The sequence below is a fragment of the Collinsella aerofaciens genome (genome assembly GCF_040910185.1).
Lineage (GTDB): Bacteria > Actinomycetota > Coriobacteriia > Coriobacteriales > Coriobacteriaceae > Collinsella > Collinsella aerofaciens_BF.
Window position 1 is genome coordinate 67784 of sequence record NZ_JBDGBA010000004.1, and the last position, 17929, is coordinate 85712.

Here is a 17929-nt window from a genome sequence, read left to right on the forward strand (position 1 = left end):
TATTGGGCGCCCAAGGTTGGGCTGGGTCCTACGAGGCCTGCAGCCGACCGGTCGCATGGAAAAAGGAGAAACATGGCTACGTTCTTTCCCGGTGAGTCCCACACGTTTTCGGAGTATCTGCTGGTCCCTGGTTACTCGTCCTCGCAGTGCATCCCCAACAACGTCTCTCTTAAGACGCCGCTGACCCGCTTTAAGCGCGGTGAGAAACCGGCAATCACCCTGAACATCCCCATGGTTTCCGCCATCATGCAGTCCGTCTCGGGCGTCGACATGGGTGTCGCGCTCGCTACCGAGGGTGGCCTGTCCTTCATTTACGGTTCCCAAAGCGCCGAGTCCGAGGCTGCTATGGTCAAGGCCGTCAAGGATCACAAGGCGGGCTTCGTTCAGTCCGATTCCACACTGACCCCCGACATGACCATGGAGCAGGTCATTGAGCTCAAGGAGAAGACCGGCCACTCCACCATGCCGGTTACCGACGACGGCACTCCCAAGGGCAAGCTCCTGGGCATCGTCACCAGCCGTGACTATCGCCCCAGTCGCGATGACCACCAGACGAAGGTCTCCGAGTTCATGACCCCGCGTGAGCAGCTCATCGTGGGCGACAAGAACATCAGCCTCAAGGTTGCCAACGACGTCATCTGGGACAACAAGCTCAACGCCCTGCCCATCGTCGACGACAACGATCACCTGATGGGAATCGTCTTCCGCAAGGACTATGACAGCCACAAGACCAACCCCAACGAGCTGCTCGACGGCGACAAGCGCTACATGGTCGGCGCCGGTATCAACACCCGCGACTATGCCGAGCGCGTGCCGCTGCTCATCGAGGCCGGCGCCGATGTCCTGTGCATCGACTCCTCCGAGGGCTTCAGCGAGTGGCAGAAGCGCACCATCGAGTGGATTCGCGCCAACTACGGTGAGGACGTTAAGGTCGGTGCCGGTAACGTCGTCGACGCCGAGGGCTTCCGCTTCCTGGCAGACTGCGGTGCCGACTTCATCAAGGTCGGTATCGGCGGCGGTTCCATCTGCATCACCCGTGAGACCAAGGGTATCGGTCGTGGCCAGGCCACCGCGCTGATCGACGTCTGTCGCGCTCGCGACGAGTACTACGAGGAGACCGGCGTCTACGTGCCCGTGTGCTCCGACGGCGGCATCGTCTACGACTACCACATGACGCTCGCCCTTGCCATGGGCGCCGACTTTATGATGCTGGGCCGCTACTTCGCCCGCTTTGATGAGAGCCCGACTGAGCGCGTCAACGTGAACGGTCAGTACATGAAGGAGTACTGGGGCGAGGGTTCTGCGCGTGCCCGCAACTGGCAGCGCTACGACCTGGGCGGCGCCGCGAAGCTCAGCTTCGTCGAGGGCGTCGACTCCTATGTTCCCTATGCCGGCTCCCTCAAGGACGGCGTGGGCGGCACGCTCTACAAGGTCAAGTCCACGATGTGCAACTGCGGTGCCCTCTCGATCCCCGAGCTTCAGGAAAAGGCACGCCTGACCCTGGTGAGCTCGACCTCGATCGTCGAAGGCGGCGCCCACGACGTAGTCGTCAAGGACTCTCAGCAGAGCGTTTCCTACCGCTAAGCGGCTTTCCCAAGCACCGCACCTTGCCGTTCAAACCGTCGCTCGCGTACCAAAGTACGCGTCGCTCCTCTTTCACGGCAATCTGCGGTACTTGGAAAACCCGACCATGCTTGGGCGGGTGACAATTAGTGGTTGATTCAAAACCACGTTATTTAGATAAAGCGAGATGCCCGCAAGTCGCAGGCATCTCGCTTGTCGTATTTGCTATCATCAGTCAAGTTAACCTTAGGGTCGGGTGGCTTGGCTTTGTTCGCTACAAGTTCCGCACGCAAAGAAGAGCACTTAATGTGCTCTTCGTCTTGCGCAGGACTGTCCGCAGTAGCAAATAAAGCCAAGCCACCCGACCCCAGCTAAGATTAAAGGAGCTGATATGTGCGATTGCACAGATCATAAGGACGAGATCCCTGCCTACGACGCGCAGGCCATTGAGTCCAAGTGGATGAAGGCCTGGGAGGATTCCAACCTCTTTGCCGTCGACACCGACGACAGCAAGCCCAAGAAGTACGTGCTCGAGATGTTCCCGTATCCGTCGGGCGACCTGCATATGGGCCACGCGCGCAACTATACCATCGGCGATGCCATGGCCCGTCAGGCCCGCATGCGCGGTTACGACGTGCTGCACCCCATCGGCTTTGACGCCTTTGGCCTGCCTGCCGAGAACGCCGCTATCAAGCACAACACGCAGGCTGCTGCCTGGACGTATAAGAACATGGACCAGGCGCTCGCTACGATGAAGCGCATGGGCTTCTCCTACGATCTGGATCGCATGGTCAAGACCTGCAGCCCCGACTACTACCGCTGGGGTCAGTGGATCTTTGAGAAGCTGTGGGAAAAGGGCCTGGTCTACCGCAAGAAGAACCCGGTCAACTGGTGTCCTAACTGCAAGACCGTTCTGGCCAACGAGCAGGTCACCGAGGGTAAGTGCTGGCGCTGCGGCACCGAGCCCGAGAAGCGCGACCTGGAGCAGTGGTACTTCAAGATCACCGAGTACTCCCAGGAGCTGCTCGACGACCTGGAGAAGCTCCCCGGCTGGCCCGAGCGCGTCAAGCAGATGCAGGCCAACTGGATCGGTCGCTCCGAGGGCGCCGAGGTCGACTTTACCCTTTGCGACCAGGATGGCGAGCCCATCGAGGGCGATGAGGGCAAGATCACCGTCTTCACCACGCGTGCCGATACCCTTTTTGGCGTCTCCTTCTTTGTCCTGGCTCCCGAGTACGCCGGCCTGCACGAGCTCGTCGAGGGTACGGAGTACGAGGAGGCCGTCACCAAGATCGTCGAGGACTCCAAGCATATCTCTGCCGTCGAGCGTGCCCAAGGCACCCTCGAGAAGCACGGTGCCTTCACGGGCCGCTATGTGGTAAATCCCGTCAACGGCGAGAAGGTCCCCGTGTGGGTTGCCGATTATGTCGTTGCCGACTACGGCACCGGTGCCGTCATGGCCGTTCCCTGCGGCGACCAGCGCGATTTTGAGTTCGCCCGCAAGTACGACCTGCCGATCGTACCGATCATCCTGGACGATGACGATCGCGCTGCCGTCGAGGCCAGCGGCGAGACCATCGATACCTTCCATGCCGAGACCGTCGACTGGGATTGCGCCCACGCTGCCGAGGGCACGCTCGTCCAGTCCGGCAAGTACACCGGCATGCGCGGCGGTAAGCACTCCGAGGGCGAGGCTGCGATCGTGGCCGACCTCGAGGCCATGGGCTGCGGTCGTCGCAAGGTCGAGTTCCGTCTGCGCGACTGGCTCATTTCCCGTCAGCGCTATTGGGGCAACCCCATCCCGGCCATCCACTGCGAGCACTGCGGTATCGTGCCCGTGCCCGAGGATCAGCTGCCGGTGACGCTGCCCGAGAACCTGGACCTGGGCGCCGGCGAAACCCTTGCCGAGTGCAAGGACTTCTACGAGACCACCTGCCCGGTCTGCGGCCGCCCGGCCAAGCGCGAGACCGATACCATGGATACCTTTACCTGCTCCAGCTGGTATTACCTGCGCTATACCGACCCGCACAACACCGAGCTGCCCTTCTCCCGCGAGGCGGCAGACCGTTGGATGCCCGTCGATAACTACATCGGCGGCATCGAGCACGCTATTCTGCACCTGCTCTACAGCCGCTTCTTTACCAAGGCCCTGCGCGACCTGGGCCTGCTGAGCGTGGACGAGCCCTTCACCAACCTGCTGTGCCAGGGCATGGTCAAGGACGAGAACGGCGACACCATGTCCAAGTCCAAGGGCAATGTCGTGCCCCCGAGCTCGGTCATCGAGCCCTACGGTGCCGACACCATGCGTTTGGCGATCCTGTTTATCGCCCCGCCCGAGAAGGACTTCGACTGGGATCCCAAGGCCGTCGAGGGCGCCAACCGCTTTATCAAGCGCGCCTGGCGTATCGTTTGGCAGCTCGTCCAGTCTGGCGACGCCAACGTGGCCTTCGACAAGTCCGCGCTCGACGAGTTTGCGATGAAGCTCTATCGCGAGCGTCACCGCACCATCGCCAAGTGCACCGAGGACTTCGATCGCGGCCAGTTCAACACCGCGATCTCGGCCGTCATGGAGCTCGTCAACGCGGCGAGCGCCTACCTCAACGACACCGAGGGTACCGCCCGCGACAAGGCGCTGTGTTACGGCGTGGCTAAGGATATCGTGAGCGTCCTTGCCCCCATTTGCCCGTTCTGGGCCGATGAGCTGTGGCACGAGGCGCTCGGCTGCGAGGGCAACGCCTACACCGCCGCCTGGCCCGAGTTCGACCTGGCCGAGTCCGTTGAGGACACGGTGCAGATCGTGGTCCAGGTGCTCGGTAAGGTCCGCGGCCGCGTCGACGTTGCCCGCGATGCCTCCAACGAGGAGATGCAGGCTGCCGCCGAGGCCGCCGTCGCCAAGTGGCTCGAGGGCAAGACGGTCGTCAAGGCCATCTGCGTGCCCGGCAAGCTGGTCAACTTGGTGGTCAAGTAAGCGCTGCGCGCTTAGCTGACGCATAAAAGACGAGGGGCGATCCGGTTGGGTCGTCCCTCGTTTTGTGTTGTATGCCCTGCTTTGTCATTGCGTCGTACCGTCTTCTATGGGATGTGTACCAGGTCCCTAAAGTAAACGTTGCCCGTTGCCTCTTCGAACATCCAAATGTTGAGGTAGATGTCGTTGAGGTCTTTGTTCACATTAAAGTCCGGATCGTCGAAGGTGCCCACAAAGGTAAGCATGGCGCGCGTTTCTTCTCCAGCGGCGACCGGTTGGCGCATGCGCACGTCGCGGACCTTACCGTTGACGTAGGCATAGGAGTCCACATCGCCAAACATCATGTCGACACCGGTGTTGTTGGACACCGTAAAGACGAGCGCGGCGTCGCCGTAGCCGTCGGTGTCCTTACCAACGCAGGTGACGTGGACGTTTTCGTCCGCCTCTAGGTCGATGGGGAACTGTTCTTGGGGGTCGGGGCCCAAACCCTGGGGATCGATTTCGTCTTCGTCTATTTTGTCGAAGCTTTCCGATGGCGTCGTTTTCTCGGCGGCTTCGGTGCCGCTGGGGTCGGGCTCACGTGGCCCGGTTTTGCCATCGATGTTGCTGCAGCCCGCAAGGGCGAACGAACAGGCTGCAATGGCGAACGCGGTTGTGCAGAGGGTGCCGAGACGTTTCATGGGTGCCTCCTTGCCGTAGAGGTTCTGGAAGGGCGTGCGGGCAATATGAGGGGTCGATTTTCTTGCTACAGAATGTCCCTTAGCGCTAGTCTGTCCGATATACACTCAGTTACGGAATGCCCATGGGGCCCGATTTGCCTGACGGGCTGGGACGCATGGCCCGTTTTGGGGCTTTTAGGGGAGTGCCATGTGGTGGTTCTCGCCCAATTATCTATTTCTTGTGGAGAAGCTGTGCGCACGCTGACCTGCAGGTTCGTACTGTGCTTGCACGTTTCCACAGCTATTGGTATAGTTTGCTTGCAAATGAAGTTGTAATTGAAAGAAGTGGGGTTTCGGCCCCGCTTCTTTTTTGTATGGATGGAGGTGCCGCAATGGTCAAGACCAAGACCGAGCAAGCGATCATCGACGCGCTCGAGGCCGTCGCTCCCCAGCACGATGTCGACATCGTCGACGTCGAGCTCGTGGGTGCCACCAAGGCCCCCTGCGTGCGCGTGCGTATCGAGGGTGCCGAGGGTCAGAGCCTGTCGCTCAACGACGTCACGGCCAACACCAAGTGGGTCGGCGATGTGATCGAGGAGCTTGACCCTATCTCTTCGAGCTATACGCTCGAGGTGTCGAGCCCGGGTATGGCGCGCCCGCTGCGCCGCCCGTGCGACTTTGCCCGCTTTGTGGGCGAGAACTGTGAGCTTACCTCCACCGCCACCGAGGGCCGTCGCAAGTACGCCGGCAAGATTGCCGCCGCCACCGAGACGAACGTGACCCTCGAGCTCGAGGGCGGCGAGTCCGTCACCCTCGATTTCTCTGATGTTAAAAAGTGCAAGTTGAAGCCCACCTACGACTTCAAGCCCGCGAAGGAAGGAAAGTAAGATGGCAGCATCCGACATGATGTCCGCCCTGATGGAGCTTTGCCAGGAGAAGCACATCGACCAGCTCTACCTGATCGACCGCCTGGAGCAGTCGCTTGCCAAGAGCTATGCCGAGATCCTGCATCTTGAGTGGGGCGCCAAGGTGACCATCGACCGCACCACTGGCAAGATCTACGTCTACCGTCTGGAGCCGATTGACGATTCCATGGACGAGGAGGGCAACTTCACCGAGTTCGAGGAGATCGACGTCACCCCCAAGAACACGAGCCGCATCGCTGCCCAGCACGCCAAGGCCGAGATCAACGCCATCGTGCGCAACTCCGCCCGCGAGCAGATCTACGAGGAGTTCTCCGGCCGCATCGGTGACCTCATCAGCGGTACCGTGCTGCAGTCCACGCCCGACTTCACGATCGTCAAGATCCGCGAGGGCGTCGAGGCCGAGCTTCCGCACTTCGACCAGCGCCGTTACGAGAACGAGCGCAACGAGCGTCCGATGGGCGAGCGCTACCTGCACAACCAGCACATCAAGGCCGTGATCATCGACGTTCGCGACCCCAACTCCAACCTGCAGCCGGTTCGTGGCGAGCACAGCCGTCCGCCGATTGTCATCTCCCGTACCCACCCCGAGCTCATGCGTCGTCTGTTTGAGCAGGAGGTGCCCGAGATCTATGAGGGCACCGTCCAGATTAAGTCGATCGCCCGCGAGCCTGGCCAGCGCTCTAAGGTCGCCGTCCACTCGCTCGATGACCGTCTGGATCCCGTGGGCGCCTGCGTCGGCCCCAAGGGCAGCCGTGTTCGCGCTGTCGTGGGCGAGCTCCGTGGCGAGCGCGTCGACGTCATCCTTTGGGATGCCGATCCTGCCGTCTACGTCGCCAACGCCCTGTCGCCCGCCAAGGTCACCCGCGTCCTCATCGACGAGGAGAAGGCTTACGCCGGTGTCATCGTGCCCGACGACCAGCTGTCCCTCGCCATCGGCAAGGAGGGCCAGAACGCCCGTCTCGCCGCGCGCCTGACCGGCTGGCACATCGACATCAAGTCCGAGACGCTTGCCGCCGACATTCTCAAGAACGTTCCCGTTCACGAGGAGCCCGCCGCCGACCTGATCGGTGACGAGGAGGACGAGGACGTCCGCCGCTGTGAGTATGTGTCCGAGGACGGCATCCAGTGCCGCAACCAGGCTCGTCCCGGCTCCCGTTTCTGCGGTGTCCACGACACCGACGCCTTCGATGATGCGGAGGACCTGATCTAGCGCGCGGTCGCGCCGGGCGGGTCCCGGCGCGTCTCACACGCTCGTTCAGTCTCTAGGCACCCAAGGTGCCAGAAAGGGTAGGTGAAGTCATATGGCAAAAGTCCGTGTGTCCACCCTGGCCAAAGAGTTCGGCATGACCTCCAAGGAACTGATGGGTCATCTCGCCGATATGAAGATTCCCGCTAAGTCCGCTTCCTCCACCTTGGAGGACGCCTATGTCGCTATGGTCCGCAAGCAGCTCGCCTCGGTGATCGAGGCCCGCGCTCAGGAAGTCGAGGCCGCCAAGCAGGCCGAGGAGCAGGCAGCTGCCGCCGAGGAGGCCGCACGCGCCGCCGAGGCCGAGCGCGAGCGCATCGCCGCCGAGAAGGCACGCGAGGAGGAGCGCCGCCAGTTTGCCGCAGCCCAGGCAGCCGAGGAGGCTGCCCGCGCCGAGGCCGAGGCCAAGAAGAAGGCCGAGCAGGAGCGCCTTGCCCGCGAGAAGGAGGAGGCTGCCCGCGAGGCCCAGCGCCGCGCCGTTCCCGCTTCCGACTCCGGTTCGCGCTTCCGTTCGCTTCTCGACCAGATTGCCGCACAGGAGACCGTGCTCAAGGAGAAGAAGGACGCCGAGGACAAGGCCAAGGCCGAGCGCGCCGCCGAGCGCGGTAACCGTCGTGGCGGCAACAACGACCGCCGCGGTGGCCGTCGTAACGATCGCAACGCCTCCGACAACAATTCCGAGCGCAACGCCTCCGAGAGCCGTCCGCACAGCCATCGCACCAACGCCAGCAACAACGTCGCTGCCGGCATGGACTTCCCCAACCCCGATAAGCAGGGCAAGGGCAAGAAGCGCAAGGGCGGTCACAACAACGAAGAGGACCACTACAGCCGCATGGCTCGCGAGGCCGAGGAGTACAGCCGCGAGAAGGTGCTCGAGGAGGCTCGTGCTGCCGTCGAGGAGGCCTCTCGCGAGTCCACCGGTCGCCGCAAGAAGCGCAAGGAGAAGCGCGAGCGCGAGGCTGCCAAGGCTCAGGAGGAGCGCAAGATAGAGGAGGCGCTGGCCCAGGGCGTGAACCCCGAGGACCTCGACGCCATCAAGGTCTCCCAGGGCGTTACCGTCCAGGAGCTTGCCGAGGCGCTCGACGTTCCGGCCAACGACATCATCAAGCGCCTGTTCCTGCTGGGTACGCCGCTCACCATGACGCAGTCCATGTCCGACGACCTCGTTGAGCTCGTTGCCGACGACCTGGGCCGTCAGATCAAGATCATCACCCCCGAGGAGGAGAACACCTTCTCGTTCTACGACGATCCCGCCGACCTTAAGCCGCGTGCCCCGGTCGTCACCGTCATGGGCCACGTCGACCACGGCAAGACGTCGCTGCTTGACGCCATCCGTCACACCGGCGTTGCTGCCGGCGAGGCGGGCGGCATTACGCAGGCCATCGGCGCTTCGCAGGTCATGATCAACGACCGCAAGATCACCTTTATCGATACCCCGGGTCACGCCACCTTTACGGCTATGCGTGCCCGTGGCGCCAAGGTGACCGACATCGTCATCCTGATCGTCGCCGCTGACGACGGCGTCATGCCCCAGACGGTCGAGTCGATCAACCACGCTAAGGCCGCCGGCGTACCCATCGTCGTCGCCGTCAACAAGATCGATAAGCCGGGCGCCAACCCCGACCGTGTGCGTCAGGAGCTCACCGAGTACGGAGTCATCCCCGAGGAGTGGGGCGGACAGAACATGTTCGTCAACATCTCGGCCAAGCAGAAGATCGGTATCGACGAACTTCTGGAGACCGTGCTGCTCCAGGCCGACGTACTCGAGCTCAAGGCCAACCCGGACACCTTTGCCTCGGGCAACGTCCTCGAGGCCAAGCTCGACAAGGGCCGCGGATCGGTCGCTACCGTGCTCGTGACCCGCGGTACCCTGCACGTGGGCGATACGCTGGTCGCCGGCCTTACCTACGGCCGCGTCCGCGCCATGCTCGACCCCAAGGGCCGCGCCGTCACCGAGGCCGGTCCCTCCGACGCCGTCGAGATTTTGGGCCTGCAGTCCGTGCCCAACGCCGGTGACGAGTTCCGCGTGTTCGAGGACGAGCGCGAGGCTCGCGCCCTTGCCGACGAGCGTTCGCTCAAGGCCCGTATCGAGGAGCAGAGCCGCGTCAAGCACGTCACGCTTGAGAACCTCTTCGAGACCATTGCCGACGCCGAGGTCAAGGAGCTCAACCTGATCATCAAGGCCGACGTCCAGGGCTCCATCGAGGCCCTTCAGGACTCGCTCGACAAGATGGATCAGTCCGAGGTGCGCATCAACACGATCCACTCCGCGGTCGGCGCCATCAACGAGACCGACGTCGTCCTGGCCGACGCCTCTAACGCCATCATCATCGGCTTCGGCGTCCGTCCCGACGGTAAGGCCCGCTCCGCCGCCGAGCGCGAGGGCGTCGAGATCCGTTGCTACGACGTCATCTACAAGTGCCTCGAGGAGCTCGACGCCGCCCGTATCGGCATGCTCAAGCCCACCGAGGTCGAGGTCGCCACGGGTACCGCGACCGTCCTGGACACCTTCAAGGTGCCCAAAGTCGGTATCGCCGCCGGTGTCCGCGTCGAAGAGGGTGAGATCGCCGCGACCGATTCCGTGCGCCTGGTGCGCGACGGTATCGTGGTCTTCAACGGCAAGATCGCCTCGATGCGCCACTACAAGGACGAGGCCAAGAGCCTTAAGAGCGGTTCCGAGGGCGGCATTGGCCTGGAGAACTTCCAGGACATCAAGCCCGGCGACCAGATCGAGGGTTACCGCATCGACCAGGTTGCCCGTACCGAGTAGGGGGTAGCGCTATGAAGCAAACGCAGGCAACCCGCCGTCTGGGCGAGCAGCTTCGCGAGAAGCTCGGTTATATCCTGCTCTTTGAGGTTTCCGATCCGCGTCTCGACCTGGTTACTTTGACTGCGGTCGAGGTCGCGGTGGACCGCTCGTTCGCGCGCGTGTACGTGTCGTGCGATGCGAGCCGCTACGACGAGGTCATGGAGGCGCTCGCAAGCGCTAAGGGCCGTATTCGCAGCCTGTTGGCTCGCTCGCTCGATTGGCGTGTTACGCCCGAGCTCGATTTTCGCATCGATCGCTCGACCGATGAGGCCGAGCGCATCACGCGTGCGCTGGAAAACGTTCCCGCCACGCTTGCGATCGAAAAGGACGAGGACGGCTATCCGATAGCGGATGCCGCCCAGGAGGCAGCTTTAGATGACTAATTCCGCCGACCTCGCCTCGTGCGAGTCTGCAGATATTCAGCGACGCATCCTCGAGCTCATCGAGGGTGCGTCCTCCATTGCGATTTCGGGACATACTTCTCCCGATGGCGATGCCTTGGGCTCCGTATTGGGTCTGGGCCTTTCGCTCATGAAGTTTTTCCCCAACAAGGACATTGCCCTGCTGCTGGCAGACGATGACCCAGTTCCGCGCATCTACCGCTTTATGGAGGGTGCCGATCGTCTGGTGCCGGCATCTACGTACACCGGCAATCCGGACCTGTTCATCTCGGTGGACGTACCGGTCGTCGAGCGTCTCAATAATTCCGCCGAGGTGCTTCGTCGCTCCAAGCATGTGGTGTGTTTCGACCACCATCCGGCGCGTGAGGAGTTTGCCGAGCTCAGCCTGAGGCGCGTTGAAGCTGCAGCCTGCGCCATGATCATTGACCGTTTCTTGGACAATTGTGGCATTGTCGCCCGTGATGGCGTTGCGACCTGCCTGCTGTGTGGCTTGGTTACCGATACCGGCCGTTTTCAGTACCAGAACGCCGATGCTGCTGCGTTCCATGCGGCCTCGCGTCTGGTTGCCCACGGTGCCGATCCGGCGCGCGTTGCGCTCGAGGTCTACCAGAGCATGCGCGTAGAGTTTTTGCATCTCAAGTCCATCGTTATGGGCCGCATCAAGACGGTGGCCCACGGGCGCGTGGCGTATAGCTATGCCTACCAGAGCGACCTTGAGGCCTGCGGTGTCACCTCGGACGAGTGCGACGGCCTGGTCGATGTGGTGCGTTCGGTGATGGGCGTCGAGGTCTGCATGTTCTTAAAGGGCATTGAGGGCGATACCAAGGTGCGTGGCAACCTGCGCTCCAAGGGCGACCTCGATGTGTCCGAGATTGCTGCCAACTTTGGCGGTGGCGGGCATCATGCCGCCGCCGGCTTTTCCAACAACGGAACAATTCGCGAGACGCTCGCCGTGGCACTTCCCATGCTGGCCGAGCTGGTGGGGGAGGATCCCGCTTCGGTGACCGTCGAGCTCTAACTTATTGGATGGTACATGGCTCGTCGAACGCCTTCTCAATTGAATATGCTGCTCGCCGTCGATAAGCCGGTGGGCTGCACGTCCCACGATGTGGTCTCGCAATGCCGACGCGCCCTCCATGAGCGGCGCGTCGGCCATGCCGGCACGCTCGACCCCATGGCATCTGGCGTCATGGTGGTGGGTGTGGGCCAGGCCACCCGTCTGCTGGGCATGCTCACGCTCGATACCAAAAGCTACGTCGCCGATATTTCGTTTGGCGCCGAGACCAATACCGATGATGCGGAGGGCGAGGCGGTCCGCACGGTGGCTGTTGCCAACGAGCTCCGCGATCCTGCCTATGCTCGTGAGCGCTTGGCCGCCATGCTGGGCCCGCAGATGCAGGTGCCGCCGGCGTTTTCTGCTATCTCGGTCAATGGCGTTCGCGCCTACAAGTCTGCTCGCGAGGGCAATGCGGTGGACCTACCTCCGCGCCCCGTCGAGGTCTATGCCGCCGACCTGATCGCCGTGGGCGGCGAAGGTGATACGTGTGTGTGGACCGTGGCGTTCTCGGTGAGCAAGGGCACCTATATCCGTGCGCTCGCTCGCGACCTGGGCCGCGCTTGCGATAGCGCCGCGCATATTTCCGCGCTGCGCCGCACGGCTTCCGGTGTTGTTTCCATTGGCGCTTGTCATGCGGTCGAGGAGCTTTCTCCCGAGTCCGCGGCTGGCTTTGCCCTGGATCCCATTGCGGCCCTGGGCGCCACACGTGTTGACTTGCCTGGCAATCTTGCCGACGACCTGCTCTGCGGCCGACGCATTCCCGTTGAGCGTGCGCTTGCCGATTTCGATTCCTCGAAGGCGCCGTTTGCGTTGGTGCTCGATGGGGGACTCAAGGCGCTCGCCCGCATTGAGGGCGGCCGCTTTGTCAGGGAGCACGTGTTTCCGCAGGCAATCGGCGGTGTTCGATGATGTTGTCCGCTCGCGAGCTCGCGCGTGTCTTTTTCGCGGGCGAGTCGGACGAGGCTCGCATCGTTGCTGCCGATACGTTTGATGAGTGTGAGCACTTGGGTGCCGCTTCAATCGCCATTGGCGTGTTCGACGGCGTTCACCGTGGACACCAGGAACTCATCGAAGCGCTTGTCCGTGATGCCCGTGCCCATGGCTGTAAGGCGGTCGTGGTTACCTTCGATCCCGACCCGGACGTTGTGGTGAGCCCTTCGCCCGCTCAAAAATTGATGACGACGGCCGACCGTCTGCATGCCCTGGCTCAGACCGGGGTCGATGCGGTGGTGGCCGTTCCCTTTACGCCTGAGGTTGCGGCGCTTGACCATGTTGATTTTCTCTCGCTGGTGTCGCGTCTGGTTGACATTCGCTCGATTCGCGTTGGTAGCGACTTTAGGCTGGGTCGCGGTGGTGCATCTGGTGTTGCCGAGATGCGCGCCTGGGGTGCCGAACACGGCGTTGACGTGTATGGTCACGACTTGCTTTGCGAGGGCGGTGAGGCCATTTGCGCCACCCGTATCCGTCATGAGCTCGGACAGGGCCATGTGGAGCTGGCTGCTGAGTTACTCGGCCGTCCGTATATGGTGCGTGGCGGTGTTATTCGCGGCCGTCACAAGGGTTCTGGCATGGGCTTTCCCACGGCAAACCTGCAGGTTCCCGACGGTATTCAGGTGCCTGCCGATGGCGTGTATGAGGGTCTGGTGCTGGTCGATGACACCGCGTGGCCCGCTGCCGTGAACGTCGGACTGCCGCCGACGTATGCCGACGATGCCGCTTCGGCGCATCTCGAGGCTAATTTAATTGGTTATACGGGCGACCTGTACGGCGCTTCCGTTTCGCTGGCGTTTACGCGCTGGCTGCGTCCGTCGCGCGTGTTCGATTCGCTGGATGAGTTGATCGCGACCGTCGAGGGTAATATCGAAGATATTCGTCACAACTTGGGCGAGCAGGGGGTGAGCATCCGTGATTAGCGATGAGGAAAAAGACCAGGTACGCGCTGCGTCCGACCTAGTCGCCATCGTGCAGGAAACGGTTGAACTCAAGCCCCGCGGCCATGAATTTTGGGGTTGCTGCCCCTTCCATGGCGAAAAGACGCCGTCTTTCCACATTATCCCCGCCACGCAGGTCTGGCACTGCTTTGGCTGCGGCGAAGGCGGCGATGTCTTCACCTATATTATGAAGCGCGAGAACCTGAGCTTTCCCGAGTCAATCCGTTATTTGGCCGATCGCGCAGGTATTGAGCTGCACGACACCGGAGATCGCCGCGAGCGCGGTACCAAACGTGCCCGCATCTACGATCTGTGCGCCGAGACCGCCCAGTTCTACCACACCATGCTCATGCGCGGTAAGGACGGCCGTCCGCGCGAGTACTTTGCCAGCCGCGGCATGGGCGGCGACGTCTGCCGCCGCTACTGCCTGGGCTTTGCACCGGGCCGTAACGCGCTGGTGTCGCACCTGTCCCAGGCGGGTTTTACCCCGCAGGAGATGATCGACGCCAACGTTGCCGTGAGTCGCGGGCGCGGGCAGCTTGCCGACCGCTTTTACGACCGCGTGATGTTCCCCATCTTTGACGAGCAGGGTCACAACATTGCCTTTGGCGGTCGCATTATGGGCGACGGCCAGCCTAAGTATCTCAACACCGCCGAGACGAGCGTGTTTCATAAAAAGCGAAACCTCTACGGCTTTAATTGGGCCAAGGAGTTTATCGTCGCGCAGGATACCGCCATCGTGGTAGAGGGCTATACCGATTGCATCGCCTGCTGGGAGGCGGGGATTAAAAACGTTGTCGCCACGCTGGGCACCGCGCTCACGGAGCATCACGTCAAGACGCTCACTCGCTTTGCCAAGCGCATCGTGTATATGTTCGACGGCGATGCAGCGGGCCAGAAGGCCGCCCGTCGCGCGATTCAGTTTATCGAGCAGGATTCCATGGACCTGCGCTGCGTGGTGCTCCCCGACGGCAACGACCCCATGGAGTTCATCACCGCACATGGTGGCGAGGCACTGCAGACGCGCATCGACGCTGCCGAGCCGCTTATGGACTTTGTCTACCGTTCGCTGCAGGAGTCGAGTGACATCACCACGCCGGGCGGTCGCGCTAAGGCGCTGGAAGATGCGCTGACGCTTATCTATCCGTTGCGCAACAGCTATATGATCGACACGTACTTTATCCAGATTGCCGATCTGCTGGGTTTGGATCTGGAGACGGTGCGCGCGAGCTCGGGTCGTGTGTTTCGCGATGTCGCCAAGCGCGAGGATGCGGAACGACGTCGTGAGCAGAACTATGAGCGCCAGCGGGCACAGACTGAGCGGTCCGGTAGCGCGGGCGGTCGGGCGTCGGGTTCTCGCGATGCCGGTCGCGGTGCTTGGGCATCGGGCGCGACGCCGCCGGTGTCCGCGCCGGTCGAAGAAGAGCCGTACGACTACGTCCCGCTCGATGCCTACGGCGCCGCGCCCGTGGAGGTCGTCGACGACCTGCCGCCGATCGATGTGCCTGATGGTATGGGCGCTGTGCCTGTGGCTGACGGTTCGGGCGCACCGGCTGCGGCGGCGCCGATGGTTCTTACCGATCTTGAACGCAAGTCCTTGGCAGGGGAGCGCGAGCTGTTGACGATGCTCACGAGCTACCCCGACCTGTTCCGCACGTATGCCGACCGCATCTGCTCCATCGAGTGGGTTGACCCGCGTCACGAGTCCATTGCATGGGCCGTTCTGGCAACGCCGCCGGGAACCGATCCTGCAGCCTGCATGGATGCGGCGCGCTCAGTGTGTCCCGATGCGGCAACGCTTGTGAGTGCCGGGCGCATCTCCGCGACGAGCAAGCACCCCACCGAGACGAACATCGTGTTTATGCTTGATACGCTCGAGCTCTACACCATCAAGCGTCGCATGCGTGCCGCACAGGCCAAGCTGCGCCAGGACCGTTCACTCGATGATGAGGCCCGTCGCGCGCTGACCGTGCAGGCCGCGCAGGATTCGCAACGTCAACGCGAACTGCAAAAGTCGATCGGCGGCGTGGCGGACCCGTTCCGTTTGATCGGCCTGGAGGCCGCGGGCACCGAACAAGCCTAGATGTTGTGGTCAACCAGCGTATTCTCGCCTATATCCAGTCTTCTTTTTGGGTATAGACGTCAATGTGTGTGCTAAAGTATTGAGTCCTGTGGACTATGAAGGGAGAATCTGTGCCAAAAAAGACTGAGAGCACGGGTACTGGGCTGGAATCCTACGTTGCAAAGCTCATGGGCAACGGCTCAAACAGGACTTCGGTAACCGAGGACGAGATTCAGGTCGCCCTGAAGGATATCGATGTTTCTGACGAGCAGCTCACCGCGGTGTATTCCGCGCTGCGCAACAGCGGCATCCAGATTATCTCCGCGAGCGGTAACGACGACGCCCCCATGGGTGTCGACGATGACGATACCGATACCGATACCGATACCGACGATTTCGATGACGACGACGAGCACGATTCCGGCTCGCTCGACGATCACGAGCTCAAGATGGCCCGTCAGGCCGACGCCGAGATGGGTTCTTCCAAGAGCAAGAAGAAGCGCACCGTGCGCACGTCCCGTTCGCGTTCGCGCGTGCGCGGCATCGATGCCTCCACGGTGATGCTGACCGGCGACCCGGTCCGTATGTACCTCAAGGAGATCGGCAAGGTCGACCTGCTGACCGCCTCCGAAGAGGTCGATCTGGCCATGAAGATCGAGGCCGGTCTTGAGGCCACCGAGAAGCTCGAGGCTGCCGATGCTGGTGAGCTCGAACTCACGCGTGCCGAGATGCGTCGTCTTACGCGCATTGAGAGCGTGGGCCTCGAAGCCAAGCAGGCGCTCATCAGCGCAAACCTGCGTCTGGTCGTCTCCATCGCCAAGCGCTATGTCGGCCGCGGCATGCTGTTCCTGGACCTGATCCAGGAGGGCAACCTCGGTCTGATTCGCGCCGTCGAGAAGTTCGACTACCAGAAGGGCTTTAAGTTCTCCACGTATGCCACGTGGTGGATCCGTCAGGCCATCACGCGCGCTATCGCCGACCAGGCCCGTACCATCCGTATTCCCGTGCACATGGTCGAGACCATCAACAAGCTCGTCCGCGTGCAGCGCCAGCTCCTTCAGGACCTGGGTCGCGACCCGACCCCCGAGGAGATCGGTGCCGAGATGGACATGAGTGCCGACCGCGTCCGCGAGATCCAGAAGATTTCGCAGGAGCCCGTTTCGCTCGAGACCCCCATCGGCGAGGAAGAGGATTCCCAACTGGGCGACTTTATCGAGGACTCCCAGGCTATCGTTCCGCCCGATGCGGCCAGCTTCTCCATGCTGCAGGAGCAGCTCACCCAGGTGCTCGACTCGCTTGCCGATCGTGAGCGCAAGGTTATCGAGCTGCGCTTTGGCCTTGTCGACGGACATCCCCGTACGCTCGAGGAAGTCGGCCGCGAGTTTGGCGTCACGCGCGAGCGCATCCGCCAGATCGAGTCCAAGACCCTGGCCAAGCTCCGTCATCCCAGCCGCAGCAGCAAGCTGAAGGACTATATCGAAAGCTAGTCAAGCAAGAGGCGCCCTCAAGCACATCCGCTTGGGGGCGCTTTCACGTAGTCATTGGGGTCGTTCTTGAATGACTGGTCGTTTAAGAACGTCCCCAATGACTGGGTCGGAAAATTTCTTAAAAAAGTTCTTGCCCTGAGCTGATTCGTCCGTATAATAAACTTCGTTGCTTGAGAGCACGCACCTATTCCTCGGTAGCTCAATGGTAGAGCACGCGGCTGTTAACCGCGCTGTTGTAGGTTCGAGTCCTACCCGGGGAGCCAGGTTGTAAAACCCGTCGCTTATGCGGCGGGTTTTTTCATGCCGCGATCGCCGTTCGCGAACGTTACCATATCAACATTTCGTGTCGAGGATGTAATCCCGAGGCCCGCCACCTCAACATGCCGCGGTCGTTGTAGAATATTGCAATGATTGCTCCCACGACATGGTGCCGCGAGCACCAAGAAAAGGAGATTCTTGTGTCTGAGACCATTAACGGCAGCCTGAGCGTCTCGAACGACGTTATTGCCGATATTGCCGGTTATGCCGCGATGACGTGCTATGGCGTTGTCGGTATGGCTGAGCAGCTCCAGGGCGCCGAGAGCGTGCGCCTGCTTGCCGGTCAGCGCCTCCGCAAGGGCGTGCTTGTCTCCGCCGACGAGAACGGCCTTACGGTCGATCTTCACGTCGTGCTCGAGAACGGCGTCAACATGAAGTCCGTCTGCCACAATCTTTCGAGCTCCGTTGCCTTCACTCTGCAGGAGATCGCCCAGATCGATCCCGCCAGCCTTAAGATCGGCATCCATATCGACGCGCTCAAGAGCCGTCTGAACTAGCATCCGAA

Annotated in this window: 13 protein-coding genes and 1 tRNA gene; 13 read left to right on the forward strand and 1 reads right to left on the reverse strand. The window is 62.0% G+C overall.

Annotated features, from left to right (window positions below):
* The first annotated feature begins 72 nt into the window (after positions 1 to 72).
* Positions 73 to 1584: an IMP dehydrogenase gene (locus tag AB5Z54_RS02780; RefSeq protein WP_055251158.1), complete on the forward strand. Its 1512-nt coding sequence runs from the start codon at positions 73 to 75 to the stop codon at positions 1582 to 1584.
* A gap of 370 nt (positions 1585 to 1954) precedes the next feature.
* A complete protein-coding gene (gene leuS, locus AB5Z54_RS02785) occupies positions 1955 to 4531 on the forward strand; it encodes a leucine--tRNA ligase (RefSeq protein WP_368160110.1) in 2577 nt (858 codons plus the stop codon).
* 104 nt (positions 4532 to 4635) lie between these two features.
* Here the strand turns inward: leuS and AB5Z54_RS02790 are convergent, their stop codons facing one another.
* On the reverse strand, positions 4636 to 5208 hold the full coding sequence (locus AB5Z54_RS02790) for a hypothetical protein (RefSeq protein ID WP_368160112.1): 573 nt from the start codon (positions 5206 to 5208) through the stop codon (positions 4636 to 4638).
* 371 nt (positions 5209 to 5579) lie between these two features.
* Here AB5Z54_RS02790 and rimP point away from each other — a divergent pair, with 371 nt between their 5' ends.
* The 11 genes from rimP to AB5Z54_RS02845 all read left to right on the forward strand — a co-directional run bounded on the left by rimP (position 5580) and on the right by AB5Z54_RS02845 (position 17921).
* Positions 5580 to 6074 (forward strand): ribosome maturation factor RimP, encoded by a 495-nt coding sequence (rimP, locus tag AB5Z54_RS02795; protein WP_227790729.1) that lies wholly within the window; start codon positions 5580 to 5582, stop codon positions 6072 to 6074.
* A 1-nt stretch (position 6075) separates the two neighbouring features.
* Positions 6076 to 7323, forward strand: coding sequence for a transcription termination factor NusA (nusA, locus tag AB5Z54_RS02800; protein WP_006234042.1), 1248 nt, complete (start codon positions 6076 to 6078; stop codon positions 7321 to 7323).
* A 91-nt stretch (positions 7324 to 7414) separates the two neighbouring features.
* A complete protein-coding gene (infB, locus tag AB5Z54_RS02805; protein ID WP_035138110.1) occupies positions 7415 to 10129 on the forward strand; it encodes a translation initiation factor IF-2 in 2715 nt (904 codons plus the stop codon).
* 11 nt (positions 10130 to 10140) lie between these two features.
* The gene (gene rbfA, locus AB5Z54_RS02810) at positions 10141 to 10551 is read left to right on the forward strand and encodes a 30S ribosome-binding factor RbfA (protein WP_006234038.1); all 411 of its coding nucleotides are present in this window, start codon (positions 10141 to 10143) and stop codon (positions 10549 to 10551) included.
* Positions 10544 to 11587, forward strand: coding sequence for a DHH family phosphoesterase (locus tag AB5Z54_RS02815; RefSeq protein WP_368160115.1), 1044 nt, complete (start codon positions 10544 to 10546; stop codon positions 11585 to 11587). Before rbfA ends, AB5Z54_RS02815 begins: the two co-directional genes overlap by 8 nt.
* Positions 11588 to 11602: 15 nt before the next feature.
* Positions 11603 to 12535: a tRNA pseudouridine(55) synthase TruB gene (gene truB, locus AB5Z54_RS02820; protein ID WP_368160117.1), complete on the forward strand. Its 933-nt coding sequence runs from the start codon at positions 11603 to 11605 to the stop codon at positions 12533 to 12535.
* Positions 12532 to 13539, forward strand: a complete 1008-nt coding sequence (gene ribF, locus AB5Z54_RS02825; RefSeq protein ID WP_368160119.1) for a riboflavin biosynthesis protein RibF — start codon at positions 12532 to 12534, stop codon at positions 13537 to 13539. The genes truB and ribF overlap by 4 nt, the downstream gene beginning before the upstream one ends.
* Positions 13532 to 15640: a DNA primase gene (gene dnaG / locus AB5Z54_RS02830; RefSeq protein ID WP_148332830.1), complete on the forward strand. Its 2109-nt coding sequence runs from the start codon at positions 13532 to 13534 to the stop codon at positions 15638 to 15640. Before ribF ends, dnaG begins: the two co-directional genes overlap by 8 nt.
* A 110-nt stretch (positions 15641 to 15750) precedes the next feature.
* Complete coding sequence (gene rpoD / locus AB5Z54_RS02835; protein WP_368160122.1) at positions 15751 to 17106, forward strand: RNA polymerase sigma factor RpoD; 1356 nt, start codon at positions 15751 to 15753, stop codon at positions 17104 to 17106.
* A 188-nt stretch (positions 17107 to 17294) separates the two neighbouring features.
* Positions 17295 to 17369, forward strand: a tRNA-Asn gene (locus AB5Z54_RS02840).
* A gap of 195 nt (positions 17370 to 17564) precedes the next feature.
* Complete coding sequence (locus tag AB5Z54_RS02845; protein WP_022093773.1) at positions 17565 to 17921, forward strand: Asp23/Gls24 family envelope stress response protein; 357 nt, start codon at positions 17565 to 17567, stop codon at positions 17919 to 17921.
* The last annotated feature ends 8 nt before the right edge of the window (positions 17922 to 17929 follow it).